Raw genomic sequence first — 23,242 nt, forward strand, 5'->3', positions numbered from 1 at the left:
TGTGGATGAACCTGCCGGTTGTGGACAGGTTCGTGGCGACCCGTCACATCCCGCGGCACCCGCCGCGGTGGTCGCCGCACGACGTCACCGGTCGCCACGCCAGATCGTGGGCTGTGGGGGCGACGGTCAGGGGGCGCGGTGGAACTGTTCCCGGCGGCCCTGTCTCAGGAGGGTGAGCCAGTCGCGGAACCCTCGGGGGTCGCGTTTCGTGACCAGGAAGTACCAGGCAAACCGCGGCAGCTCCAGGAGGCCGATCCTGCGCATCCCGGGCTGGGACATCAGGTAGCCCCGGTTGCGGTAGGTGTAGTAGCGCTTGACCTCGTCGCCCGGGTCCTGGGCGTGCAGCCGCCCCCCGAGCATCGGCTTGAACTCGTCGGAGCCGTAGGGGTGCAGGTAGGTGGCCTGCAGCGCGGTGCCGAAGGGCAGCCCGGACCGGACCATCCGGCGGTGCATCTCCACCTCGTCGCCGCGGACGAACAGGCGCAGGTCCGGCACCCCGATGACCTCCAGCGTGGAGGCCCGGAAGAGGGCGCCGTTGAAGAACGAGGCGATCCCGGGGAGCAGGTCGTCGGGGCCCAGCGCCGAGCGGGACCGGTGCCAGGTGACGCCGCGGCGCAGGGGGAAGGCGAGGCGGTCCGGGTCGGCCTTGTCGGCGACCACCGGGGACACCGCGGCGAGCCCGTGCCGCGACGCGACGTCGAGCAGCGTGGCGAGGGTGGACTCGTCGGCGGCGTGGCCGTCGTCGTCGGCCAGGAAGATCCAGTCCGCGCCCATGGCGAGTGCGTGCAGCATCCCCAGGGCGAAGCCGCCCGCGCCGCCGAGGTTGGACCACGAGGGGAGCCACGTCGTCGGCAGCGGGCAGGCCTCGACGGCGTCGCGCGCGGGCAGGTCCGGCCCGTTGTCGACGACGATCAGGTGCGCCAGCGGGTGGGTCTGCTTCGCCATCGCCGCGAGCGAGTCGACGAGCAGCTCGGCCCGGTGCCGCGTGACGATGACGCCGGCGACCGAGCCGGGCGGGAGCGGTCCGGTCACGACGGGGTCCGCCCCTTGTAGTGGTCGAGGACGTCGTGCAGTGGGCCGTACTCCTTGATCGTCCCGTGCTCCATCCACAGCGCGGTGTCGCACAGGTCGGCGAGGAACTCGTCGGAGTGCGAGGCGAAGACCAGGATCCCGGAGCGGTCGACGAGCTCGTGGAGCCGGTCGCGGGCCTTGTTCAGGAACTCCGCGTCGACGGCGCCGATGCCCTCGTCGAGCAGCAGGATCTCGGGGTCGATCGAGGTGACGACGCCGAGCGCGAGCCGCACCCGCATGCCCGTCGAGTACGCCCGCAGCGGCATCTCCAGGTAGTCGCCCAGCTCGGTGAAGGCGGCGATGTCGTCGATCCGCGCCTCCATCTGCTTGCGCGTCATGCCCAGGAACAGGCCGCGGATCAGGATGTTCTCGTAGCCGGAGATCTCCGGGTCCATCCCGACGGCGAGGTCGAAGACGGGCGCGACCTTCCCGCGGACCAGCGAGCGGCCGCGGGTGGGCTCGTAGATGCCGGCCATCAGCCGCAGCAGCGTGGACTTGCCGGCGCCGTTGTGCCCGACGAGCGCGACGCGGGCGCCCTTGTCCAGGCTGACGGTGATGTCGCGCAGCGCCTCGATGATCGGCACCTTGGCGTCGGTGCCGATCCGGCCGCCCGCCTTGCCGAGGACGGCCTTCTTCAGCGACCGCGTCTTGGCGTCGAAGATCGGGAAGTCGACGGCGGCGCGGTCGATCCGGATGCGGGGTTCAGTCACAGAGGTTCACACCCAGTACGCGACGCGGGAGCGGTAGTTGCGCAGGCAGATCAGGGCCGCGGCCCAGCCGACGATCGTGATCACGCCCGTGACCAGCCAGTACCGGCCGACGATCTCCTGGCCGAGCAGCGGCTGGCGCACGATCTCGACGAAGTGGAAGACCGGGTTCAGCTCGACCAGCTGGGCGCGCTCGCGCGCGGCCGGGTTGTCGCTGAGGATGTCGACCGACCAGACGATCGGGGTCAGGTAGAAGACCAGCTGGGTGACGCTGGCGATGATCGGGGGGATGTCCCGGAACCGGGTCGCGAGGATCCCGGCGAGGATCGCGACCCAGGCGCCGTTGATCGCCAGCAGCACGAACGCCGGGATCGCCAGCAGCGTCGACAGCCCCAGCGGATGCGGGAACACGATCATCAGCACGACCCAGACGACCAGGTTGTGCAGGAAGAACAGCGTCTGCCGCCACACGAGCCGGTAGATGTGCAGGCTCAGCGGCGCGGGCAGGAACTTGATCAGGCCCTCGTTGGCGATGAAGACCTCGCTGCCCTCGAGGATGCAGCCGGACACGAAGTTCCAGATCAGCAGCCCGACGGCGACGTGCGGCAGGAACGTCGCCAGCGAGATCTGGAACAGCGCCGAGTAGAGGATCCCCAGGCCGAGGGCGATGACGCCCATGCTGATGGAGATCCACAGCGGTCCCAGGACGGAGCGGCGGTAGCGCTGCTTGATGTCCTGCCAGCCGAGGTAGCCCCACAGCGGCCGTTGCCGCCAGCCCTGGGCGAGGTCCGCGAAGGCCCGCCGCCAGCTGCGCGGGCTCGACACCTCGGACGGGTCGACGACGTCACCCGGCTCGTCGGTCACGGTCACGGCCACCCGGTGAGGGTACTCAGACGCCGTCCGCGGGCCCGGCAGGGGAGGCCCCGGCCGGGACACCGCGAAACCGCAGGTCGTCGACGTGCGTCAGAGGTACTGCCCGGTTCCCCGGCCCATGCCCTCGGGGACGCCGCCCTGCTCCGGCCCACCGCCGACGCCCGGGGGCAGCCCGCGACGCATCTGCTCGAGCTGGGCACGGGCGGCCATCTGCTGGGCGAACAACGCGGTCTGGATTCCGTGGAACAGGCCCTCCAGCCAGCCGACCAGCTGGGCCTGGGCGATCCGCAGCTCACCCTCCGACGGGATCTTGTCCGCCGTGAACGGCAGGCTGAGCCGCTGCAGCTCCTCGCGCAGCTCCGGCGCGAGGCCCTCCTCGAGCTCCTTGACGGAGTTCTCGTGGATCTCCTTGAGCCGCTCGCGGGACGCCTCGTCCAGCGGCGCGGCCTTCACCTCCTCGAGCAGCTGCTTGATCATGGTGCCGATCCGCATGACCTTCGCGGGCTGCTCCACCATCGACGCGGGGCTCTGCCCCTCGTCGTCCTGCGGAACCGAGGCCATGCCCACCGGACGCCCGTCGGCGCCGACCACCACGACCCGGTCCTCGGGGGTCTCCTGCTCGTCGCTCATGCCCGCCATTCTGGACCCGCCCGCTCAGGAGTTCACGAGGAGGAGCTTGCCGGTCACACCACCGGCGTCCAGCCTGCGGTGCGCGTCGGCGGCGTCGGACATCGCGAACCGCTCGAAGATCACCGGCTTCACCCGGCCGTCGGCGAACAGCGGCCAGACGTTCTCCCGGACGCCGTCGACGATCTCGGCCTTCGAGTGCGGACCGTCGACCGGGCGGCCGCGCAGGCCCATCGCCGAGACGTGGCCGCGCTTGGCCAGCAGCGCGCCGATGTTGAGCTCGGCCTTCACTCCGCCCTGCATCCCGATGATCATCAGCCGGCCGTCGCGGGCCAGCGCGGACAGGTTGTTCGCCAGGCCCTTGGCGCCCATGTTGTCGAGGATGACGTCGGCGCCGTGGCCGTCGGTGGCCTTCTTCAGCTCCTCGGCGATGTCGTCGTGGTAGTCGATGACGATGTCGGCGCCCAGGTCGCGGCAGAACCGCATCCGGTCGGCGTGGCCCGCGGTGGCGGCGACGCGCGCGCCGAACGCCTTCGCGACCTGGATCGCGTGCGTTCCGATGCCCGACGAGCCGCCCTGGACCAGGAACGTCTCGCCCTCGGCGAGCCGGCCCTCCAGGAACACGTTCGACCAGACGGTGCAGGCGACCTCGGGCAGCCCGCCGGCGTCGGTCAGGGAGACGCCCTCGGGGACCGGGAGCAGCTGCGGGGCCGGGACGGCGACCTTCGTCGCGTAGCCGCCGCCGGCGAGCAGGGCGCACACCTCGTCGCCGACCGACCAGCCGGTCACGCCGTCACCGAGCGCGGCGATCCGGCCCGCGCACTCCAGGCCGAGGATCTCCGACGCGCCGGGCGGGACCGGGTAGTTCCCCTGGACCTGCAGGAGGTCGGCCCGGTTGACGGCCGAGGAGACGACGTCGAGCACGACCTCGCCCGGGCCGGGCTCGGGGTCGGGCACCTCCGCCCACGTCATCTGCTCGGGTCCGCCGTACTCGGTCAGGGTGATCGCCCACATGGGAGCCGACGGTATTCCGTGGCGCGCCCGTCGGCGATCCGGCACGGTCGACCGATGGACGTGCTCCCCGCGCCGATCGACCCGGTGCCCGACCCGTGGCCGATGTCCGGGCTGACCCTGCGGACCCCGCGCCTGGAGCTGCGCGTCGAGGACGACGCGTCGGTCCGGGAGCTGGTCGCGGCCGTGCACGAGAGCGGGATCCACCCGTCGTCGGAGATGCCGTTCCGCGTCCCGTGGACCCGCGCCGACCCGCGGCACCTGGGGCGCGGGATCGCGCAGTACGTCTGGTCGAACCGCGCGAAGGCGTCACCGGACTGGTGGACGCTGCAGTTCGTCGTGCGCGCCGAGGGCCGGGTGGTCGGCCTGCAGGACGTCGTGGGGGACCGGTTCGGCGTGCGTCGCGAGGTCGCGACCGGCTCGTACCTGGTGCGACGGGCGCAGGGGCGCGGCTACGGCACCGAGATGCGGGCCGCGGTGCTGGCCTTCGCCTTCGACTATCTCGGCGCGCTGGCGGCGCGCTCGGAGTACGTCGAGGGCAACCCGAGGTCCGCGGCCGTGTCGGCCCGGCTCGGGTACCGCGACGACGGCACCGCCACGATCGACCACGGCGACGCCCGGGTCACCGAGTACCGGGTGCTGCTCACGCGGGAGGCGTTCGTGCGGCCCGGGTGGCGGCTCGGCGTCGACGGATACACCGCCGACCTGGCGGGGTTCCTCGCTGCCGACCCGCCGGTCAGCTGAAGATCAGCTCGCGGTGGCGGGGCAGTCGCAGCCACACCTGCCCGCCGACGAGCAGCACCGCCAGCACGGCGAACCACTGCACGGCGTGCACCGCGGGCACCACGTCGACCGGCAACGTGTACGCGATCAGCACCCGCAGCGCGGCGTCGAGGAACAGGCCCGTGGCCCAGCCGGCCGTCAGCCACCGCCAGATCCCGCGGAACCGCGCGGAGGAGGCCCAGCGGCGGTCCCAGTCGTCGGGGCTGTGGCCGGCCTCGGTGAGCGTGAGCCTGCCGATCGTGAACAGCACCGGCCGGGCCGAGGGCACGCTCGCGAGCATCACCACGCCCAGGGCCGCGGTCACCAGGGCCTCGCGGGCGAGCAGGACGCGGTCGCCGCCGCCGAGCAGCGCGGTCGTCGCGCTCGCCACGCACAGGACGAGCACGAGCACCGCGAACCACTCGACGCGCCGGTGCCGCACGAGCCCCCACAGCGCCCGTGCCGCCGGGACCGCGGCCCCGGCGAGCAGCGCCGGCCCGGCCGCGACGCCGACCGCCCGCAGGCCGTAGAACAGCACCAGCGGCGCCACGACGTCGCCGACGACGGTGGTCACGAGCTCCCGGCGCCTCACGACGCCGCCACCAGCGACGACAGCCGCTCGGCGACGCGCTCCGGGAACTCGCCGGGCAGCGCGTGCGTGGCGTCCGGCCACACCTCGACGGTGCCGCGCGGCAACAGCGCGGCCCGCGCACGGGCCCGGCCGGCGTCGAGCATCGTGCTGCGCCCGCCGAGCAGCACCAGGCTGCGGACCCCGACCGCTGCCACGTCCCGGGCGCCGGGCAGCGGTGGCAGCGGGACCGCGGAGGCGTAGCCGGACAGGCCCGCCTCGATCAGCCGGGCGACCGGGTCGTCGGCGACGTCGGCGCCGCCACCCAGCCGGGCGACGAACCGGCGGCGCAGCCACGACGGGGCACCCGGCAGCGCACCGAGCGAGGCGGCCACCGTGCCGGCCGGGATGCGTGTGAAGGTCAGGGCCGGGTCGAGCAGGGTGAGCGTGCGGATCCCGGCCGGGGAGCGGAGGGCGACCTCGAACGCCAGACGCCCACCCATCGAGGTCCCGACGAGGTGGCACGGGCCGAGCGCGTCGAGCACCCCGCGCAGCCAGCGGACCTGGTCGCCGACCGACCGGAGCGGCACGTCCTGGGTGCTCGCCCCGGGGCCGCCGAGCGGGTCGACGAGGTGCACGGTCGCCCGGCGGCGCAGCGCGGGCACGTTCGGCGCCCAGCCCACCCCCGGCGAGCCCGCCCCGGGCAGCAGGACGAACGGTGTCTCGGGTGGCCCGTCGCAGGTCAGGACGCGGACGACGCCGTGCGTGGTGGTGATGTCACGGCTGCTCGTCGGCCCCAGGGCGGCGACCGCGTCGTCGTGGAGCGCGCGGAAGCGGTCCCGGGCCGCGGTGTCGGTGAAGTGTCCGGTGCGCATCGTCCCCCCGTTTCGCGATACGATCGGACTGTAAAAGCGGACGGAGCTTTTTGCAAGCCGATCGGACCGGAACGAGGTGGAGATGCCGAGGGTGGTCGACCACGGGCAGCGCCGTGGGGAGATCGCGGAGGCGCTGTGGCGGGTCGCCGCGGCCGAGGGGCTGGAGGCGGTCAGCCTGGCCCGGGTCGCGGAGGAGGCGGGGGTCTCGAAGGGCCGGGTCCAGCACTACTTCGCCTCGCGCGACGAGCTGCTGGACTTCGCCGCGCAGCAGCTGCAGCTGCGGGTGGACGGACGGGTGCGCGCCCGGATGGCGGCGGCCGCGCCGTCGTCGCCGCTGGGGGAGGTCCGCGCCCTGCTTACCGCGCTGCTCCCGCTCGACGACGACGCCCGCACCGATGCCCGCGTCGGCTCCGCCTTCCTCATCCGGGCGCTCGGCGACGACCGGCTGCGCGAGACCTACCGGACGGGCAACCGCCTGGTCCACACGGCCGTCGCCGAGCGGCTCACCGCGGCCCGCGACGCCGGTGAGCTCACCGGGCTCGACCCGGCCCGGGAGGCGACCGTGCTGCTCGCGCTGGCCGGTGGCCTCGCGGAGTCCGTCCTGCTCGGCGACGCCGACGGTGCCGGTGCGCTCGCCGTGCTGGACCACCAGCTCGGGCGGCTGCGGCCCTAGCCGAGGCTGCGCGCGGCGAAGGTGTCGCAGGAGTCGGGGTTGCCGCTCTGCAGGCCGGTGGTGAACCACTTCTCGCGCTGCGCGGAGCTGCCGTGGGAGAACTGCGACTCGTCGACCCGGCCGCCACCCAGGTTGGACTGGATGTAGTCGTCGCCGATCCGGGACGCGGTGTCGAGGGCGGCGTCGATGTCGGACTGGTTCAGCTCGCTGATCAGCGGCCGCCCCGACGGGCCGGGCGTCGTCGTCGCGTGGTTCGTCCAGACGCCCGCGTAGCAGTCGGCCTGAAGCTCCAGACGCACCGAGCCGGAGGTGGGGCCGGTGTCGTTGCCGGCCTTGCGGTTGGTGCCGAGCAGGTTCTGGATGTGGTGGCCGTACTCGTGGGCCATCACGTAGGCCTGCGAGAACGGTCCGCCCTGCGCGCCGAAGCGGGTCTGCAGCTCCTGGAAGAAGGTGAGGTCGATGTAGATCTCGGAGTCGGCCGGGCAGTAGAACGGCCCGCTGTCCGACGATGCCGAGCCGCAGCCGTCGGTGCTCACCCCACCGGAGAAGAAGTTCGTCCGGGGTTTCGTGAAGCCGGAGGAGAACTGGGTGGCCCAGAAGTCGTCGAGGGAGTTGACGACGGCGACGACGCGGCAGTCCGTCGAGGTGTTCGCCGAGGCGCCGGTGGCGCAGTTCTGCTGCAGCGACGAGTTGTCCGCGGTCTGGCCGGAGCCGACCTGGTCGAGCCCCGGGTAGCCGCCGCCCGCGCCCATGCCGGACATGTCGACGCCCGCGAAGTTCGACAGCAGCAGGTACAGGATGACGCCGACGAGGCCCAGGCCGCCGCCCGCGCCTGCCACCCGGCCGCCGACCCCGCCGCCCCGGCCACTGCCGGATCCGCGCAGGTCGTCCACACCGGACGTGTCGAGCCGGGCGTTCTCGTCGAACCGCACGTCGTCCTCCCGAGATGAGACCGGGGGAATCCCACCACACCGCGCCGGACCGCACCGGCGCGGACGTCCCCCGCCACCCGTCAGGGGGTTCCGGAGCCGGCCCGCCAGGTCGCGGCGGTGACGCCGTGCGCGGCCCGGAAGCGGCGGGCGAAGTAGCCGGGGTCGGGGTAGCCGACCCGGGCGCCCACCTCGGCGACCGGGAGGTCGGTGGAGGCGAGCAGCCGCCGTGCCTCCCGCATCCGGCGCTCGGTGATCCACTGCTGGACGGTCCGCCCGGTCCCGCGCCGGACGACGGTCGTCAGGTGCCCGGGGGTGAGCCCGACGGCCGCGGCGACGTCGCGCAGCGACAGCTGCCCGGCGAACCGCTCCTCGACGACGGCGAACACCGCCGCGAGCAGCGGGTCGCCCGACTCGGCGGGTACGTCGTCGATGAGCCGGCCGAGCGCCACCAGCAGCAGGGTGAGGTGGGCGCGGGCGGCCTCGGCGTGACCGTCGCGGCGGCGGGTCAGCTCGTCGTCGAGGTCGACGAGGCGGGCCCGCCAGGTCGCCCGGTCCGCCGGTGGGACGCCGATCCGCTGCCCGCCACCACGGTGGCGCCCGACGAACGGCGCGAGCAGCGGATGGTCCTGCCAGGACGCGGGTGCGACCGCCTCCGCGGGGAAGACGACCGACCACAGCTCGCCGGGTGGCGCCGAGGTCTCCGCGGCGTGGTCGACCACGGCTCCGGGTGCGATGACGAACGCATCGCCCTCGGCGAGCCGCCAGACCTGCCCGTCGACCTGGTAGGTGCAGGTGCCGCGCACGACGTGCACGAGGGTGAGGAAGTCGTGCGCGTGCGGCCCCTGCACCCGCGGGAGCTGCACCGGCCCGTCGACGCGGTACGCCGCGATCGGTACCGGCGTGTGTGCGAAGCCGATCAGCGGGATGTCCGAACTTCGTCCCATCACGGCCACGGATAGTGCCTTGTTACCTGCTCGGAGGCCAGGGAGAGTCGATGGAGAACACGAAGTTCGTCCGAGGGGATCCGATGACCACGCACGCCCACACGCCCGCGCTCGTCAGCTCGCGGCTGCTGCCCGGCTACGACACCGTGGCCCGGCTCAGCGGCGCCGTCCCGATGTACTGGCGGCTGCTGGCCCAGGCCGGCATCGGCCCGCGGGACCGGGTGCTGGAGATCGGCTGCGGGACCGGGAACGTCCTGCTGCGTGCCAAGGAGGCCGTGCCGACGGCCACCGTGCGCGGTGTCGACCCCGACCCGGAGGCGGTCGCCATGGCCCGCCGCAAGGCCGCCGAGGCCGGCGTCGAGCTGGAGCTGCAGGTCGGTGTGGCCGAGGACCTGCCCCTCGACGACGGCAGCGTCGACCGGGTCCTCTCCCCGCTGATGCTGCACCACATCGCCGCCGACGCCCAGGTCGCGGCGCTGCGGGAGGCGCACCGCGTCCTGGCGCCGGGCGGGAGCCTGCACCTGGTCGACCTCGACCACGACCCGCGCACCGGCGGACGGATGCGCACCGTGAACAAGGCGCTGTCGCTGCTGGCCCGCCTCGACCCGGCCCACCGCCGCTCCCGGCACGGCGGTCGCGGCGACCACGGCCACGGCGGTCAAAGCGGTCACGGGCACGGCCACGGGCACGGTCACGGGGCGCAGCCGGTGCCGGAGCTGCTCACGGCCGCGGGGTTCACCGACGCGACGGTGGTCGGGCACGGGACGACCAGGATGGGGCCGGTCACCTACTACCGCGCGGAGCGCTGAGCGGTCCCGTTACCCTCCCGTGCGGAAGCGTGGCAGAGCGGCCGAATGCACCCGCCTTGAAAGCGGGCGTCCGAAAGGACCGGGGGTTCGAATCCCCCCGCTTCCGCCAGACCGCCAGGTCACGGGCCTGGTTCGGTCCGCATAGTGGCACTCGGCGGTTCCACCGGACCCGGGATGACGACCGCCTGCAGGCGTGCTCTCCGCCGGTCCCGGTAGGACCGTGCTCACTCGACCGCTCTGCGACTGCTTCCGCACGGTCGACGACGGAGCATCTGATGCGCCAGGCCTCTGCCCCATTGCCCGGTGCTCGCGGACCAGGGCTCGGACTCCGGTGTGTCGTACGGTGTCCGGCCGTCGCTCCGACAGCGGGTGACCTCGTCCTGAACCTCAGCAGCGGTCCGGTCACCCCCTGGCTCATGCCCTGTCTCTCGGGGCACTCTCGTATTAACACGGTATGTCAATCCGTTAGGCCGATACGGCAAGTCAAGCCGTGTATATTGTGCGCGTGGGCACACGGAAGACGAACCAGGTGGTCGACGGATGGTCGATCACAGCGATGTACGACGACCAGGTCAGTAGCCGTGGGCCGGCGCGATTGGTGATCGAGCCTGCGGAGGGAGCCGACTGGTACGCCACGGCCGGGGGGATCAGCTCTACCGTGCTCCGTCAGGTCGTCTTCACTCCGCCGACGGAACCGAGCGATCAGCAGGAGCGGGCCCACGTCCTCCTGAAGTACGCGGCAGCCGCGTTCGGCCCCTCGACTCCGGAGTACCTGTCGGTGTTGGCCATGGCGTACTCGTGCACCACGAACGTTCACAACCCCAGCGGAGTCCTGGCAGAACTCACGGGTCGGTCTCCCGGCACCGTCAAAGCGCACTTGGTCGCGGCCCGGAAAGCGGGTCTGTTGACCACTATCCCGCACCGCGCCGGGGGTGGACTGACGCATGAGGGAGCGATCATCCTGTCCAGGGTGATCAAGACCGCGAACGCACAGTCGTCGTCTACTACAGCGTTCCCGGAGGTTAGCCACGGGGCTCGATCCTGAGATGACGGTCGCTCCACCGCAGTTCCGCGCTCGCGCGACGTTCCCGCTCCGGTCGTCGGCCGGCACCGCGCCCGAACGCCGACACGGTCGTGACCTGCCAGTGCCCGGGCACGTCGAACTCAGCTGCGAGGCCGTCCCGGTCGAACGCCCGGAACTGGCGGGTCGCCAACCCGAGCGCCGCGGCCTGGACCGTCATGTGGGCCACGGCCTGGCCCAGGTCGTAGAGCGCGAACTCCGAGTACTCCCAGTCGGTCTCCTCGACGAGAACGTGACAGAGGTTGACGACGAGGACCGCCGCCGTCGGTGCCCAGTCGCGCGAGGCTCCGAGTACGTGCCGGACGATGCGGCGGTGCGTGTCGTCGCCGCGGCGTCCGGCGACGAAGGACCAGGGCTGCGAGTTCCCGGCGGACGGGGCCCAGCGGGCGGCCTCGATCAATAGCGCCACCTCGTCGTCGGACACCTGGTGGTCCTCGTCGAACAGGAGCGGGCTGAAGCGCCGGGACAGCAGCGGGTGCAGCCGGGGGGTGTCGTCCACGCACCGATCATTCCGCTCGCACTACCAGCCTCGCCGCTCCAGCACGAAGGTCAGCAGCGCCGTCCCGTCGTCGAGCAGGGTCACCGTGTGCGATGCCATCAGCCACTCCTGGCCGAACGAGTCGAGCGGGTCGCCCAGCTCCAGCTCAGTGGCTCTGCCGGGCGACAGCGCGAGATCGTCCTGGGCGACACGCATCGTGATCAACCGGCGTTTCACCAGCTCAGCCTAGGCTCTCCGCCGGACCGCGTTCCCGTGCTTGCGGACGGCGAAGTCGTACGCGTCGTCGAGCAGCTCCCGCACCCGCGGCCAGGTCGTCTCCGGCTCCACCACCGCCACCCAGTGGTGGGCGGCGTAGACGGGGTGCGGGAACAGCACGTCACGGGTCGTCGGGTCGATGCCCGGATCGGTCGGGAACAGCTCCCGGTAGCGCGCGGTGGGCAGCCCGATGTTGAGCCGGAACGCTCCCGGGCGGTCGAGGTCGGACGCGGTGTCGTTCACGTCGGACCGCACCACGGTCGCCCAGCCCTGCCGGGGGCGCTGCTCGTAGTCGTGGTCCGGGTCGTGGATCGCGAACGCGTCCCCGTTGCCCTCGACGATCCGTGTGCCGGGGAACCCGGCCAGAACGGTGATCACCTGCTCGGCATCCATGCCGCCAGGTCAGCACCTTTCCATGATCGTTTGTCCGCCGGAAGTGTCGCGGATCACATCTTCTCGGCGGCTACGGCGAGCCGGTCGAGCGACGCGCGCAGCCGGTCGGCGGTGGTGTCGCGGGCCCGCTTCTGCCGGAACGTGTCCTCCGGGTCGAGCCCGCTCCAGTCGTAGGTGCAGGTCACACGGGTCCGGCCGGCGTTGAGCGGCTCCAGCTCCCACCGCCACAGGTGCCCCGGCGGCGGGCTGTCCGGCACCGACGGCAGCCAGGCCACCAGGCGTCCCTCGGTGAACTCGACGACCCGGTTCTCCCGCACGGTGCCCTGCGTCAGCAGCATCGAGAAGACGTCGCCGACGGCGCGGACCCGCTGGCCGGGTGCGGCCTCGGCGAGGTTGTCGTTGCCGTCCCACTCGGGCTGGCGGGCGGGGTCGGCGATCAGTTCGAAGATCGTTTCGGGCGCGGCGTCGATCTCCCGGCTGCTGCGCACCACGGTCGGCGGAGTGTCGGTCACGACCGCAGTGCACCACCGCCCGGCCGGGAGCGGAAGATGTCGGACCCCGCTGTCACGATCACGGGCATGACCGACCGCGCCCACCCCCCGATGCAGGCCGACGCCCTCACCACGCTCACGGCCTGGCTCGACTTCTACCGCGCCACCCTGGTCGGGAAGTGCGACGACCTGACCGACGAGCAGCTGCGGACGGCGTCGGTGCCGCCGTCGTCGCTGACGCTGCTGGGGCTGGTGCAGCACCTGGCCGCCGTCGAACGGAACTGGTTCCGGCAGGTCCTGGGCGGCGAGGACGTGCCGCCGCTGCACCCGCGCGAGCCCGGGACCGGCCACGACGGCGGGTTCGAGCTCGGGAGCGCGGGCATCGTCGAGGCCCGCGCCGCCTGGGAGGAGGAGGTCGGCCGGGCCCGCGAGGTCGTCGAGGCGGCGGGGCCGGACGGCACCGGTTCCCTCGGTGGGAACGCGGTGTCGGTGGTCTGGATCCTCACCCACGTCATCGCCGAGTACGCCCGCCACGTCGGCCACGCCGACCTGGTCCGCGAGCGGATCGACGGGAGCACCGGCGTCTGAGACCGCCCGGCCGCGTTCCGCGGAACGCGCCCTCAGCAGAACCCGCGGAACGTCCGGTCGGGCTGCAGCTCCGCGTGGTCGGCGTGGTCGGCGAACCCGGCGCGGGGCGACGGGAAGCCGGAGAGCACCGCGGCGGCGATCCGGAACGTCCGACCCGGCTCACCCCGCAGGTCGGCGACGACGACGGGGAAGTCGTGGTCGGCCAGCGCCCGCTCGTCGACGACGAGCAGCAACGGGTGCCGCACGGGCAGCCCGTCCTCCAGCGCGAACGTCACCACCCGCTCCACCGACCAGTCGGTGAACATGTCCTCCATGACGACGTCGAACGACGTGCCGGTCGCCAGCAGGATCCCGAGCAGCTCGTTCCACAGGCCCTCGCCGGTGTCGGTGCACGTCCGGACCAGCGGCGTACGACGCGTCTCGGGGAACTCCACGGTCGTCATCCTCCGTGACAGGGTGTCCGGGTGAGCAGCGCACCCAGCGTGGACGGCCGCCGGTTCGCCGGCGTGAGCAACTCCGGGGACGGTGAGGTCGGGCGGACCACCGTCTTCGACTACCACGAGGCCGACGGCCTGATCTGGGCCGAGTACGCCGGTGGCGCCGTCCGGCTGGGCCGGCTGGCCGGTACCCGCGACGGCGACGTCCTGCGCTTCCGCTACGTGCACGTCTCCACCGACGGAACCTCCAGCTCGGGTCGCTGCGAGGCCCGCCTCGAGGTCCTCGACGACGGCCGGCTGCGTTCCTATGAGACCTGGGCCTGGGAGTCGCGGCCGGGCACCGGGGAGAGCGTCGTCGAGGAGATCACGGGTCGAACGTGAGGGTGAGCGAGCTGCGGTGGGCCCCGGACGGGCCGTCGTCCTGCGGGGTCGGCCGCGTTCCGCGGAACGCGACGCCGTCCTGCTCACCCGGCCGGGCGGGACGAGGGACCGTCGGTCACCCGGATTCCGCGGCCGCACGGCTGCTCCGCACCAGCCGTCGCGCCTCCTCGATCTCCGGCGGCCCCGGCACGGCCGGCAGCACCCCGGTGGCGGTGCGGAGCCCGCGCAGCGTGAGCGTCGTGGACCAGTCGGTCGTCGGCAGGCCGGGCAGCCCGTAGAGGCGCCGGGCCCAGCGCGGCAGCGTGGCCAGGGCGAGGGTGGACAGGCCCGCGATCCCGAGCCGCACCTGCAGCGGCGCCGCGCCCTGCGGCGCGAACAGGTTCCCGGCCGCGCGGCGGGCCTCGTCGGTCATCCGCAGCCGGGGGCGCACCGCGGCCATGTACTCGGCCATCTCGGCCACCGACGACGGCACGGTCGCCGGGTCGATGCCGACCACCTCGGCGGCCCGGACGCTCTCGGCGACGTAGGCGTCCGCCGAGTCGTCGTCGAGCAGACCCGACCGGCGGGCGACGTCCAGGTAGGACTCGATCTCCGCGGCGTGCACCCAGAGCAGGCCCTCCGGGGCGTCGATCCGGTAGCTCTCCCCGCTGTCGGGGTCGTGCCCGCGCAGCCCGGCGTGCAGTCGCCGGACGCGGGCGCCGGCCCGGTCGACGTCGGCCAGCGGTCCGAACGTGCGGGTTCCGACGAACTCGACGGTCCGCTGGAACCGTGCGTAGGACTTCTTCGGGTCGAACAGCGCCGAGTTCTGGTACGTCCCGCGCATCACCCGCGGGTCCAGCGACTGCAGCAGCAGCGCGCGCATCCCGGCGACCCACATCACGGGTTCGAGGTGCACCCGCCAGGTCACCGAGCGGGGGCCGAACAGACCGTGATCCACCATGTGCTCCAGGACACCCCGCGCGGAGCGGGAGCGCACGTCGATCACCGGACCCGGGGTCGGCCTCCGGGACATCCCGGAGGGGGAACCGGCCGGCTCGGGCATGCTGGAACCATGCTCCGCCTCATCCTGAACGTGGTCTGGCTGGTCCTCTCCGGCTTCTGGCTGTTCCTCGCCTACACGGCCGCCGGGATCGTCGCCTGCGTGCTGGTCGTGACCATCCCGTTCGGCATCGCCTCGTTCCGGATCGGGCTCTACGCGCTGTGGCCGTTCGGCCGCGACGTCGTGCGCCTCCCCACCGCGGGGGCCGCGTCGACCATCGGCAACGTGCTGTGGATCGTGCTGTTCGGCTGGTGGCTGGTGATCGGGCACATCGCCACCGCCCTCGCGCTCGCCGTCACGATCATCGGGCTGCCGCTGGCCTGGGCGAACCTGAAGCTCATCCCGGTCTCGCTGCTGCCGCTGGGGTCGCGGATCGTGGACAGCGACACCTACATGCCGGGGCAGCCCGTGCTGCGCTGACCGCGGGCCTCAGCCGGCGTCGGTCAGGAACTCCACACCCGCCCGGGCCAGCAGGCCCGGGTCGTGCACCCCGCACAGCTCGCGCGCCGAGTGCATCGACAGCACCGGGATGCCGACGTCGACCGTCCGGATGCCCAGCCGGGTCGCCATGATCGGCCCGACGGTGGACCCGCACGGCACCGTGTTCTTCGAGACGAACACCTGGTTCGGCACGTCCGCGGTGCGGCAGGCCCGCTTCCAGGCGGCCGCGCCCGGCGCGTCGGTGGCGTAGCGCTGCACCGCGTTGACCTTCAGCGACGGCCCCCGGTTCGGCACCGACAGGTGGTCCGGGTCGTGCTTGTCCAGGTGGTTGGGGTGCGCGGCGTGCGTGACGTCCACCGACAGGCAGCGCGACCGGGAGAACACCGCGTGCCGCTCGTCGAACCCGCCGGCCAGCCGGGTCAGCACCGTCTCCAGCAGCGGCCCGGCGGCGCCGGTCGCGCTGGCCGAGCCGATCTCCTCGTGGTCGAACCCGACGAACACCGGGACGGTGCCCGGGTCGCGCTCGACCGCGGTGAGCAGCGCGCTGATCCCGGCGTGCACCGAGGCCAGGTTGTCCAGCCGCGGGGCGGCGAGCAGCTCGTCGTCGCGGCCGAGGGTGGCCGGCGGGGTCAGGTCGTAGGTGAACAGGTCGTGCGCCGCGACGTCCTCGGGGTCCTCGCCGACGCGCACGGCGAGGAACTCGACCAGGTCGCCGCCGTCCGGGTCGCCGAGACCCCAGATCGGGAGCAGGTGCCGCTGCGGGTCCAGGGTCAGTCCCTGGTTCACGCCGCGGTCGAGGTGGATCGCCAGCTGCGGGATGCGCAGCAGCGGCCGGTCCACCCGGACCGGGACGACCCGGCCGTCGTAGAGGGCGAGGCGCCCGGCGAGGCCGAGGTCGCGGTCCAGCCACGAGTTCCACAGCGCACCGCCGTAGACCTCCACCCCGACCTGGCGCCACCCGGCCACGCCGCCGTCGGGGTTCGGCTTGACCTTGAACCCGGGCGAGTCGGTGTGCGCGGCGAAGATCCGCAGCGGGGCGCCCGGACCGGACGCGGGCTGCCACCAGGCCAGGACCGTGCCGTCGCGGACCAGGTAGCGGCCGCCGGGACCGTCGGCCCACGGCTCGTCCTCGCGCTGCTCGGTGAAGCCCGCCGCGGACAACCGGCGGACGGCCTCGGCCACCGCGTGGTACGGCGACGGGCTCGCGGTGAGGAACGAGGCGAGGTCACGTGCAGCGTCGGTCACGTGGGGCATCCTGGCAGCAATGACCGAGAGCTTCGACGTGGTGGTGGTGGGTGCCGGGTCCGCCGGGTGCACGCTCGCGGGCAGGCTCGCCGGGCGCGGGCTGCGGACGGCGCTGGTCGAGGCGGGTGACGTCGTCGTCCCACCGGACTCGACGCCGATCGCCTCGCTCGCCGCGACCGCCCCCGGCCACGTCCTGAACTGGGCCTACCGGGCGACGCTGTGCCAGGGCCGGGAGTGCACCGTGCCGCGTGGACGCGTACTGGGCGGTTCCGGCGCGATCAACGGCGGCTACTTCGTGCGGGCCGTCCCGGCCGACTTCGCGGACTGGGGCGTCCCGGGCTGGTCCTACGACGACGTCCTGCCGTTCTACCGGCGGCTGGAGCGCGACCTCGACTTCTGCACCTCCGACCGGCACGGCGACGCCGGTCCGCTGCGCATCTCGCGGCCCTCGGGCCGGCTGCGGGCCGCGACGACCGACCCGTTCCTGGCCGCCTGCCTCGCGCTCGGCTACCCCGAGGAGCCGGACAAGAACGCCGGTGGCCCACCCGGTGCGGGTCCGATCCCGACCAACGCCGTCGACGGGCGCCGGGTCAGCGCCGCCACCGCCTACCTGCCGCCGCCGTGGGGGAACGCGGAGTGGAAGGACGCGCTGACCGTGTTCGGCGGGACCCCGGTCGAGACCCTGGTACTCGACGGCGACCGGGTCATCGGCGTGCGCGTCGGCGGGCGCACCCTGCACGCGGCCGAGACCGTCGTGACCGCGGGCGCGGTCGGGACCCCGGCGCTGCTGCAGCGCTCCGGGATCGGGCCGGAGGACACCCTGCGGGCCGCGGGCGTCGCGGTGGCGCACGAGCTGCCCGGGGTCGGGCGTGGCTGGTCGGACCACCCCGCGGTGTTCCTGCCGTTGCGCAGCGGGCTGCCGGACCCGCCCGCCGACGCCGTCGCTGCGCAGGCCGCGCTCAACCTCGACTCCGGGACCGACCCGGCCGGTGACCTGGAGATCCTGCTGTTCGCGCACCCGTTCGCACCCGGCGGGCCGGCGCACCTGATGTGCGCGGTGCAGCGCCCGGACAGCCTCGGGATGCTCGCCATCACCTCCCCGGACCACGACGACCCGCCCCGGCTGGACTTCCGCTACCTCCTCACCACCTCCGACCGGCACCGGATGCGGGCCGCGGTGCGGATCGCCGCGGAGATCCTGCGCGCCGCGGGCTGGGACCGCGCGGGCCCCGACGACGGCGGCCCCGCCGGCTGGGAGCTCGGCAACGACACCCGGCTCGACGGCTGGATCCGCGACCACCTGACGACCTCGGTGCACCTGTCCGGCAGCGCCGCGATGGGCACCGGGCCGGACGCCGTCGTCGACGCCGGCCTGCGGGTGCACGGCCTGACCGGGCTCCGGGTGGCGGACACCTCGGTCCTGCCCCGCGCGCCGCGGCGCGGACCGGCCGCGACCGCGATCATGATCGGGGAGCGCGCCGCCGACCTGGTGTGCGGCATCGAGGGGGAACACCGTGCATGACGAGGTCACCGTCCACATGGCGGCGCCGGCCGAGCGGATCTGGGAGCTGGTCTCCGACATCCGCAACACCGGCCGGTTCTCACCCGAGACCGTCGACGCCGAGTGGCTGGGCGGCGCGACCGGCCCGGCCGTCGGTGTCCGGTTCCGCGGCAAGGTCGTCCGCAACGGACGCGGCCCGACCTACTGGTCGGAGTGCCGGATCACCGCCTGCGAGCCGGGCTCGGAGTTCGGCTTCGTCGTGCTCGTGGCCGGGCGGCCGATCAACCACTGGCACTACCGCTTCACCCCGGCCGCCGCTCCGGACGGTACCGACGGCACCGACGTCACCGAGTCCTTCCGGCTGGAGCCCTCGGCCGGCACCCGGCTCTACTGGGCACTGCTGGGGTGGGCCCGCGGGCGCACCAACCGCGAGGGGATGCGGACGACCCTGGAACGCATCCGCGCGGTGGTGGAGGATCCCGCGGTGTGATCCGTCCCGCCCGCGTCGCCGACGTCCCCGCCCTGCGTGAGATCGAGCGCGCCGCGGGCGAGCCGTTCCGGGAGATCGGGCTCGACGTCGTCGCCGACGAGGAGCCGCCACCGGCCGCGGTGCTGGCCGCGTACGTCGTGGCGGGGCGGGCGTGGGTGGACGAGAGGAGCGCAGGCGCCGGGCTCGTCGGGTACCTGATCGCCGACCTCGTCGACGGCTGTGCGCACGTCGAGCAGGTGTCGGTGCTGCCGTCGCAGCGCGGACGGCGGATCGGGGAGGGCCTGGTCGAGCACCTCGCCGGCTGGGCCCGGGACCGCGGGCTGCCCGCGCTGACCCTCACCACCTACCGGGACGTGCCGTGGAACGGCCCGCACTGGGTGCGGCTCGGCTTCCGTGAGCTGATCGCGCCCGGCCCGGGGCTGCGCGCGATCCGGGAGCACGAGGCCGCGCGCGGTCTCGACGTGTGGCCGCGGCTCGCGATGCGCCGTGAACTGGCCGGTTCCTGACGGTCCCCGGCCGTAGGGTCGGGCCCATGAGCAACCCGTTCCTCGCCCCGAGCGCGCTGCCGTGGGGGCTGCCCGACACCTCCCGGATCACCGACGAGCACTACCTGCCCGCGTTCGAGGCCGGGACGGCCGAGCAGCGCGCCGAGGTGGCGGCGATCGTCGCGGGGGAGGGCGGGCCGACCTTCGACGACACCGTCGTCGCCCTGGAGCGCTCCGGTGCCACGCTGGACCGGGTGGCGCGGCTGTTCTACACGCGCGTCTCGGCGGACTCCTCGCCCGCGGTGCGCGAGATCGAGGCGCAGGTCGCGCCGATGCTCGCCGCCCACGCCGACGCGATCGCGCTGGACCCGGGCCTGTTCGCCCGGATCGACGCGCTGCACGCCCGTCGCCACGACCTCGGTCTCGACGCCGAGTCGCTGCGGCTGCTCGAGCGCCACCACCGCGACATGGTGCGTGCCGGGGCCCGGCTCGGTCCCGACGAGCAGGCCCGGCTGCGGGAACTGAACGCGGAGCTGTCCGGGCTGACCACCCGGTTCGGTGCGGCGCTGCTGGCCGGGGCGAACGCCGCGGCCGTGCACGTCACCGACCGCGACCGGCTCGGTGGCCTGTCCGACGACGCGGTCGCCGCCGCCGCGACCGCCGCGGCCGAACGCGGCCACGACGACGGCTGGCTGATCACCCTGGTCCTGCCGACCGCGCAGCCCGCACTGGCGGTGCTCACCGACCGGTCGCTGCGCGAGGAGCTGTTCCGTGCGTCCACCGGGCGTGGGCAGGGCGGCGAGCACGACACCCGTGACACCGTCCTCGCGATCGTGCGGCTGCGCGCCGAACGGGCCGCGCTGCTCGGGTACCCCGACCACGCGTCGTACGTGATCGACGACGCGACCGCGGGGACGGCGGAGGCCGCCGTCGCGATGCTGGAGTCGCTGGTCCCCGCCGCCGTCGCCAACGCCGACCGGGAGGCCGCGGAGCTGGCCGGCGGTGTCGAGGGCGACCTGGAGCCGTGGGACTGGGCGTTCGAGGCGGAGCGGGTGCGCCGCGAGCGCTACGCCGTCGACGACGCCGCGCTGCGCCCGTACCTGGAGCTCGACCGGGTGATCACCGACGGCGTGTTCCGCGCCGCGTCCGGGCTGTACGGGATCACCTTCACCGAGCGCACCGACCTGCCCGCCTACCACCCGGACGTGCGCTGGTGGGAGGTCCGTGACAGCGACGGCGAGCCGCTCGGGCTGTTCGGCGCCGACCTGTGGGCGCGGCCGTCGAAGCGCGGCGGGGCGTGGATGAACTCGCTGGTCGATCAGTCGTCGCTGCTCGGGACGCGCCCGGTCGTGCTGAACACGCTGAACCTGAACAAGCCTCCGGCCGGGGAGCCCGCGCTGCTCACCCTCGACGAGGTCCGCACGCTGTTCCACGAGTTCGGGCACGCCCTGCACGGGCTGTTCTCCGAGGTGGAGTACCCGACGTTCTCCGGGACGTCGGTGCCGCGCGACTTCGTCGAGTTCCCCAGCCAGGTCAACGAGATGTGGCTGGAGGACCCGCAGGTCCTCACCTCGTTCGCCCGCCACCACGTGACCGGCGAGCCGCTGCCCGACGAGCTGCTGGCCGCGTCGCAGTCCGCCCGCGGGTACGGCGAGGGCTTCGCGACGACGGAGTACCTGGCCGCGTCGCTGCTGGACCAGGCGTGGCACCGGCTGTCCCCGGCCGAGGCCGCCGGGATCACCGACGTGCTCGCGTTCGAGCAGCAGGCGCTGGAGGCGGCCGGGGCCGCGCACCCGCTGGTCCCGCCGCGCTACCGCAGCACCTACTTCAACCACGTGTTCGGCGGCAGCGGGTACGCGGCGGCGTACTACTCCTACATCTGGGCCGAGGTGCTCGACGCCGACACCGTCGCCTGGTTCGGCGAGCACGGCGGCCTGCGCCGGGAGAACGGCGACCGGTTCCGCCGCGAGGTGCTGTCCCGCGGCGGTGCCGTGGACGCGATGGAGGCCTACCGCGCGTTCCGCGGCCGTGACCCGGAGATCGCGCCGCTGCTGGCGCGGCGCGGTCTGGCCGGCTGACCCGGTACACACGACCGCCCGCCGTCCGGTGGGGAGCGCCGGGCGGCGGGCGGTCGTGGTGCGGAGTGCTACTTGTACTGGCGCATCCAGGCGACCCGCATCTCCGACGGCTCCGGCGAGCCGCCGTCGGGGAAGTAGTCGAGCTGGATCGTGGCGTGCATCGGACCCGGGGGGAACGTGTTCGGGTCCTCGGAGCGGAACCACTCGACGCCGTCGACGTAGCCGACGATCGCGTCCGGGGTCCACTCCACGGCGTAGTTGTGCCACTGGGTGATGTCGAGCTGCTTCTTGGCGTCCTTCTGCGAGTTCGAGCTGCCGTAGTGCAGGAAGAAGGACACGTCGTCGCTGGCGCTGGTGGTCTCGGCGAAGTCGATCTCGCCGCCCTCCGGCCAGGACACCTCGCTCGGCCACAGCAGCAGCACCGGGTGGTACTGCTTGTCGCCCTTGGGGAACTGGGCGCGCATCTCCCACTTGCCGTACTTCTGGGAGGTGCCCCAGGCCATGCCGCCGGTGTTGCCCTGCGAGTCGCCGCGGATGACGAGGTTGCCGTTCTCCACCGAGATCGCGTCGGAGGTGCGGCGGCCCTGGCCGTCGTGGCCGGCGCCGTTGTACGGCGACCAGTTGCTCCCGAGGGTGGACCCGAGGAACTCGTCGCCACCGATGGCCTGCCAGCCCATCTTGAGCGCGGCCTGGATGCCGTCGCCGGCGACCTGGACGGCGCCACCGACCGGACCGGCGGCGGGGGCCCCGCCCGAGTTCCCGGAGCTCCCGGAACCACCGGAGCTCGCGGCGGCCCGTGCCCGCTCGGCGGCCTCGCGGCGGCGCTCCTCGGCGCGACGCTCGGCGGCCTCCTGCGCGGCGAGGGCCTGGCCGATCTGACCGGACGCACCCTGCGCGGCGTCGCCGAGTGCGGAGCCGCCCCCGTTGGCCAGCACCGGGCCGGCGGACAGCGCGGTGTCCGACGCCGACCGGCGCGACGAGTCGTTCACCATCGCCGCGGACAGCGACGGGTCCTCGGTGCCGGGCTGCAGCAGCGTCAGCACCATCGTCGCGGCGAGCACCGCGGCGGCGCCGACGCCCAGCGGGGCGAACCGGCGGACACGGGAGCGGGCGGGGCGTGACCGGTCGACCGCGACGACCGAGCCCGTCCCCGACACCTCGGGTTCGTGCAGGCCGGCGATGGCCCCGCCGGTGACCTCGTTGCGCGGCGCGGGCACCTCGGCCTGCGGGGCCGCGGGCTCCTCGGCCGGGGACGACCCGCCGAACAGCTCCACACCGGACAGCCCGGCCGCCGACGACGGCGCGGACCGCCGCGCCCGACGGCCCGGGGTCCGGGCGGTGGGCACGGCGTGCGCGCCCGTCCCGGTCACCGCGGTGTCCCCGGCGGCGGCGTGGGAGCCGCTGCCGGTCGCGCCGCCGCCCGGCGCCCACGGGCCGGGGTCGGCCGTGTCGGCCCAGGTGATCCGCCCGGCGTCCGCCGTCGTGGCACCGGTGGGGGAGTCCGCCGTGACGGCGGCACCGGTGTCGTCGGGGGTGTCGGGGTCGGTGTCGTCGTACCCGGCGTCGAGGACGCGGTGCCGCCCGGAGGCGCTCACCCTGTCCTCGAGCAGGGTGGCCGCGGGCACGGCGGATCGGGCCGCGTCGTCCGCCGGGGCGGAGGACACGGCATGCCTGCCCCGGGGAGACGGCACAGAGGGGGAGCTGTGCTCGGCGGCGAGTCGCGCGATCAGGTCGCGGGGGTCGACCTGATCAGCCGCAGCGGAACTCTTCCGTCGCATGAGGAGGGACTCTAGGTAGGGTGACCGAGTGTGAACACCCTCGCTGAGAAGGGTGGTTGCGTCTCCGCGCCGACAGGTCGACGGAGAGCGCCGAAGAGCAAGATCCCGCCATTTCGGCAGTAATGCTGGGCCGAACAGAGCAACGAGACTCTCAGGATCACTCGTTCGGGCTAAGCGGTCACGGTACGTCGCACCGTTAGCCGATTGT

28 protein-coding genes and 1 tRNA gene are annotated in these 23,242 nt (G+C 73.6%); 12 read left to right on the forward strand and 17 right to left on the reverse strand.

Translation table 11 applies throughout. The features are described from left to right. Positions 1-126 precede the first annotated feature (126 nt). The 5 genes from KPL57_RS33485 to KPL57_RS33505 all read right to left on the reverse strand — a co-directional run bounded on the left by KPL57_RS33485 (position 127) and on the right by KPL57_RS33505 (position 4,292). Entirely contained in the window at positions 127-1,032 is a 906-nt protein-coding gene (locus tag KPL57_RS33485; RefSeq protein WP_226354597.1) for a glycosyltransferase family 2 protein, read from the reverse strand. Continuing rightward, on the reverse strand, positions 1,029-1,781 hold the full coding sequence (locus tag KPL57_RS33490) for an ABC transporter ATP-binding protein (protein ID WP_226354598.1): 753 nt from the start codon (positions 1,779-1,781) through the stop codon (positions 1,029-1,031). The genes KPL57_RS33485 and KPL57_RS33490 overlap by 4 nt, the downstream gene beginning before the upstream one ends. A gap of 6 nt (positions 1,782-1,787) precedes the next feature. Beyond that, the gene (locus KPL57_RS33495; protein ID WP_179761407.1) at positions 1,788-2,654 is read right to left on the reverse strand and encodes an ABC transporter permease; all 867 of its coding nucleotides are present in this window, start codon (positions 2,652-2,654) and stop codon (positions 1,788-1,790) included. A gap of 87 nt (positions 2,655-2,741) precedes the next feature. Next, a complete protein-coding gene (locus KPL57_RS33500) occupies positions 2,742-3,290 on the reverse strand; it encodes a bacterial proteasome activator family protein (RefSeq protein ID WP_226354599.1) in 549 nt (182 codons plus the stop codon). Between the two features lie 15 nt (positions 3,291-3,305). Then, positions 3,306-4,292 carry an NAD(P)H-quinone oxidoreductase gene (locus KPL57_RS33505; protein ID WP_226354600.1) on the reverse strand — a complete coding sequence of 329 codons (987 nt, stop codon included), beginning with the start codon at positions 4,290-4,292 and terminating at the stop codon, positions 3,306-3,308. A 54-nt stretch (positions 4,293-4,346) separates the two neighbouring features. Here KPL57_RS33505 and KPL57_RS33510 point away from each other — a divergent pair, with 54 nt between their 5' ends. Continuing rightward, entirely contained in the window at positions 4,347-5,033 is a 687-nt protein-coding gene (locus KPL57_RS33510) for a GNAT family N-acetyltransferase (RefSeq protein WP_226354601.1), read from the forward strand. Here KPL57_RS33510 and KPL57_RS33515 read toward each other — a convergent pair. Together KPL57_RS33515 and KPL57_RS33520 are read right to left on the reverse strand one after the other, a co-directional pair. Next, the gene (locus tag KPL57_RS33515) at positions 5,026-5,643 is read right to left on the reverse strand and encodes a VC0807 family protein (RefSeq protein WP_226354602.1); all 618 of its coding nucleotides are present in this window, start codon (positions 5,641-5,643) and stop codon (positions 5,026-5,028) included. The genes KPL57_RS33510 and KPL57_RS33515 overlap by 8 nt on opposite strands. Continuing rightward, positions 5,640-6,494, reverse strand: coding sequence for an alpha/beta fold hydrolase (locus KPL57_RS33520; protein WP_226354603.1), 855 nt, complete (start codon positions 6,492-6,494; stop codon positions 5,640-5,642). Before KPL57_RS33520 ends, KPL57_RS33515 begins: the two co-directional genes overlap by 4 nt. Positions 6,495-6,576: 82 nt before the next feature. Between KPL57_RS33520 and KPL57_RS33525 the strand changes: the two genes are divergently transcribed. Continuing rightward, positions 6,577-7,167 (forward strand): TetR/AcrR family transcriptional regulator, encoded by a 591-nt coding sequence (locus KPL57_RS33525; protein WP_226354604.1) that lies wholly within the window; start codon positions 6,577-6,579, stop codon positions 7,165-7,167. Here KPL57_RS33525 and KPL57_RS33530 read toward each other — a convergent pair. Both KPL57_RS33530 and KPL57_RS33535 read right to left on the reverse strand, forming a co-directional pair. Then, positions 7,164-8,099 (reverse strand): neutral zinc metallopeptidase, encoded by a 936-nt coding sequence (locus tag KPL57_RS33530; protein WP_226354605.1) that lies wholly within the window; start codon positions 8,097-8,099, stop codon positions 7,164-7,166. The genes KPL57_RS33525 and KPL57_RS33530 overlap by 4 nt on opposite strands. A gap of 80 nt (positions 8,100-8,179) precedes the next feature. Further along, positions 8,180-9,043 (reverse strand): AraC family transcriptional regulator, encoded by an 864-nt coding sequence (locus KPL57_RS33535; RefSeq protein ID WP_226354606.1) that lies wholly within the window; start codon positions 9,041-9,043, stop codon positions 8,180-8,182. An 83-nt stretch (positions 9,044-9,126) separates the two neighbouring features. On the opposite strand from KPL57_RS33535, the gene KPL57_RS33540 reads away from it, so the two are divergent. The 3 genes from KPL57_RS33540 to KPL57_RS33550 all read left to right on the forward strand — a co-directional run bounded on the left by KPL57_RS33540 (position 9,127) and on the right by KPL57_RS33550 (position 10,897). Next, on the forward strand, positions 9,127-9,852 hold the full coding sequence (locus KPL57_RS33540) for a class I SAM-dependent methyltransferase (RefSeq protein WP_226354607.1): 726 nt from the start codon (positions 9,127-9,129) through the stop codon (positions 9,850-9,852). Between the two features lie 23 nt (positions 9,853-9,875). Continuing rightward, positions 9,876-9,961, forward strand: a tRNA-Ser gene (locus KPL57_RS33545). Positions 9,962-10,357: 396 nt separating this feature from the next. Beyond that, positions 10,358-10,897 carry a hypothetical protein gene (locus KPL57_RS33550; RefSeq protein WP_226354608.1) on the forward strand — a complete coding sequence of 180 codons (540 nt, stop codon included), beginning with the start codon at positions 10,358-10,360 and terminating at the stop codon, positions 10,895-10,897. Here KPL57_RS33550 and KPL57_RS33555 read toward each other — a convergent pair. Genes KPL57_RS33555 through KPL57_RS33570 form a run of 4 tightly spaced genes read right to left on the reverse strand, consistent with a single transcriptional unit; the run spans position 10,875 to position 12,592 of the window. Further along, positions 10,875-11,432 (reverse strand): nitroreductase family protein, encoded by a 558-nt coding sequence (locus tag KPL57_RS33555; RefSeq protein ID WP_226354609.1) that lies wholly within the window; start codon positions 11,430-11,432, stop codon positions 10,875-10,877. The two genes, KPL57_RS33550 and KPL57_RS33555, sit on opposite strands and share 23 nt — an antisense overlap. A 21-nt stretch (positions 11,433-11,453) precedes the next feature. Further along, positions 11,454-11,648 (reverse strand): hypothetical protein, encoded by a 195-nt coding sequence (locus tag KPL57_RS33560; RefSeq protein ID WP_226354610.1) that lies wholly within the window; start codon positions 11,646-11,648, stop codon positions 11,454-11,456. A 9-nt stretch (positions 11,649-11,657) separates the two neighbouring features. After that, positions 11,658-12,080, reverse strand: coding sequence for a DUF6194 family protein (locus KPL57_RS33565; protein WP_226354611.1), 423 nt, complete (start codon positions 12,078-12,080; stop codon positions 11,658-11,660). A gap of 53 nt (positions 12,081-12,133) precedes the next feature. After that, positions 12,134-12,592, reverse strand: a complete 459-nt coding sequence (locus KPL57_RS33570; protein WP_226354612.1) for an SRPBCC family protein — start codon at positions 12,590-12,592, stop codon at positions 12,134-12,136. A gap of 66 nt (positions 12,593-12,658) precedes the next feature. On the opposite strand from KPL57_RS33570, the gene KPL57_RS33575 reads away from it, so the two are divergent. Beyond that, on the forward strand, positions 12,659-13,159 hold the full coding sequence (locus KPL57_RS33575) for a DinB family protein (protein WP_226354613.1): 501 nt from the start codon (positions 12,659-12,661) through the stop codon (positions 13,157-13,159). A gap of 32 nt (positions 13,160-13,191) precedes the next feature. On the opposite strand, the gene KPL57_RS33580 is transcribed toward KPL57_RS33575, so the two are convergent. Continuing rightward, positions 13,192-13,602, reverse strand: a complete 411-nt coding sequence (locus tag KPL57_RS33580) for a hypothetical protein (RefSeq protein WP_226354614.1) — start codon at positions 13,600-13,602, stop codon at positions 13,192-13,194. A 21-nt stretch (positions 13,603-13,623) separates the two neighbouring features. Between KPL57_RS33580 and KPL57_RS33585 the strand changes: the two genes are divergently transcribed. Next, the gene (locus KPL57_RS33585) at positions 13,624-13,977 is read left to right on the forward strand and encodes a hypothetical protein (RefSeq protein ID WP_226354615.1); all 354 of its coding nucleotides are present in this window, start codon (positions 13,624-13,626) and stop codon (positions 13,975-13,977) included. Positions 13,978-14,092: 115 nt separating this feature from the next. Here the strand turns inward: KPL57_RS33585 and KPL57_RS33590 are convergent, their stop codons facing one another. Next, positions 14,093-14,962, reverse strand: coding sequence for an oxygenase MpaB family protein (locus KPL57_RS33590; RefSeq protein WP_226354616.1), 870 nt, complete (start codon positions 14,960-14,962; stop codon positions 14,093-14,095). 66 nt (positions 14,963-15,028) lie between these two features. On the opposite strand from KPL57_RS33590, the gene KPL57_RS33595 reads away from it, so the two are divergent. After that, entirely contained in the window at positions 15,029-15,436 is a 408-nt protein-coding gene (locus KPL57_RS33595; RefSeq protein WP_226354617.1) for a YccF domain-containing protein, read from the forward strand. Positions 15,437-15,445: 9 nt separating this feature from the next. On the opposite strand, the gene KPL57_RS33600 is transcribed toward KPL57_RS33595, so the two are convergent. Next, positions 15,446-16,702 (reverse strand): M18 family aminopeptidase, encoded by a 1,257-nt coding sequence (locus KPL57_RS33600; protein ID WP_226354618.1) that lies wholly within the window; start codon positions 16,700-16,702, stop codon positions 15,446-15,448. A gap of 19 nt (positions 16,703-16,721) precedes the next feature. Between KPL57_RS33600 and KPL57_RS33605 the strand changes: the two genes are divergently transcribed. From KPL57_RS33605 to KPL57_RS33620, 4 genes are read left to right on the forward strand one after another with little or no spacing between them, the layout of a single operon-like run. Then, a complete protein-coding gene (locus KPL57_RS33605; protein WP_226354619.1) occupies positions 16,722-18,224 on the forward strand; it encodes a GMC family oxidoreductase in 1,503 nt (500 codons plus the stop codon). Next, positions 18,217-18,693, forward strand: a complete 477-nt coding sequence (locus tag KPL57_RS33610) for an SRPBCC family protein (RefSeq protein ID WP_226354620.1) — start codon at positions 18,217-18,219, stop codon at positions 18,691-18,693. Before KPL57_RS33605 ends, KPL57_RS33610 begins: the two co-directional genes overlap by 8 nt. Further along, positions 18,690-19,199 (forward strand): GNAT family N-acetyltransferase, encoded by a 510-nt coding sequence (locus tag KPL57_RS33615; RefSeq protein WP_226354621.1) that lies wholly within the window; start codon positions 18,690-18,692, stop codon positions 19,197-19,199. Before KPL57_RS33610 ends, KPL57_RS33615 begins: the two co-directional genes overlap by 4 nt. A 26-nt stretch (positions 19,200-19,225) precedes the next feature. Next, positions 19,226-21,256, forward strand: a complete 2,031-nt coding sequence (locus KPL57_RS33620; RefSeq protein WP_226354622.1) for a M3 family metallopeptidase — start codon at positions 19,226-19,228, stop codon at positions 21,254-21,256. A gap of 68 nt (positions 21,257-21,324) precedes the next feature. Here the strand turns inward: KPL57_RS33620 and KPL57_RS70525 are convergent, their stop codons facing one another. Beyond that, positions 21,325-22,920, reverse strand: a complete 1,596-nt coding sequence (locus KPL57_RS70525) for a glycoside hydrolase family 16 protein (protein ID WP_226354623.1) — start codon at positions 22,918-22,920, stop codon at positions 21,325-21,327. Positions 22,921-23,242 lie beyond the last annotated feature (322 nt).

Source organism: Pseudonocardia sp. ICBG601 (genome assembly GCF_020496245.1).

What these genes read in the sequence shown, in the direction of transcription:
- KPL57_RS33595 (WP_226354617.1), top strand. Translation starts at nt 15,029, where the DNA reads ATGCTCCGCCTCATCCTGAACGTGGTCTGGCTGGTCCTCTCCGGCTTC.
- KPL57_RS33580 (WP_226354614.1), bottom strand. Translation starts at nt 13,602, where the DNA reads ATGACGACCGTGGAGTTCCCCGAGACGCGTCGTACGCCGCTGGTCCGG.
- KPL57_RS33525 (WP_226354604.1), top strand. Translation starts at nt 6,577, where the DNA reads ATGCCGAGGGTGGTCGACCACGGGCAGCGCCGTGGGGAGATCGCGGAG.
- KPL57_RS33510 (WP_226354601.1), top strand. Translation starts at nt 4,347, where the DNA reads ATGGACGTGCTCCCCGCGCCGATCGACCCGGTGCCCGACCCGTGGCCG.
- KPL57_RS33565 (WP_226354611.1), bottom strand. Translation starts at nt 12,080, where the DNA reads ATGGATGCCGAGCAGGTGATCACCGTTCTGGCCGGGTTCCCCGGCACA.
- KPL57_RS33500 (WP_226354599.1), bottom strand. Translation starts at nt 3,290, where the DNA reads ATGGCGGGCATGAGCGACGAGCAGGAGACCCCCGAGGACCGGGTCGTG.
- KPL57_RS33540 (WP_226354607.1), top strand. Translation starts at nt 9,127, where the DNA reads ATGACCACGCACGCCCACACGCCCGCGCTCGTCAGCTCGCGGCTGCTG.
- KPL57_RS33575 (WP_226354613.1), top strand. Translation starts at nt 12,659, where the DNA reads ATGACCGACCGCGCCCACCCCCCGATGCAGGCCGACGCCCTCACCACG.
- KPL57_RS33520 (WP_226354603.1), bottom strand. Translation starts at nt 6,494, where the DNA reads ATGCGCACCGGACACTTCACCGACACCGCGGCCCGGGACCGCTTCCGC.
- KPL57_RS33505 (WP_226354600.1), bottom strand. Translation starts at nt 4,292, where the DNA reads ATGTGGGCGATCACCCTGACCGAGTACGGCGGACCCGAGCAGATGACG.
- KPL57_RS33620 (WP_226354622.1), top strand. Translation starts at nt 19,226, where the DNA reads ATGAGCAACCCGTTCCTCGCCCCGAGCGCGCTGCCGTGGGGGCTGCCC.
- KPL57_RS33605 (WP_226354619.1), top strand. Translation starts at nt 16,722, where the DNA reads ATGACCGAGAGCTTCGACGTGGTGGTGGTGGGTGCCGGGTCCGCCGGG.
- KPL57_RS33535 (WP_226354606.1), bottom strand. Translation starts at nt 9,043, where the DNA reads ATGGGACGAAGTTCGGACATCCCGCTGATCGGCTTCGCACACACGCCG.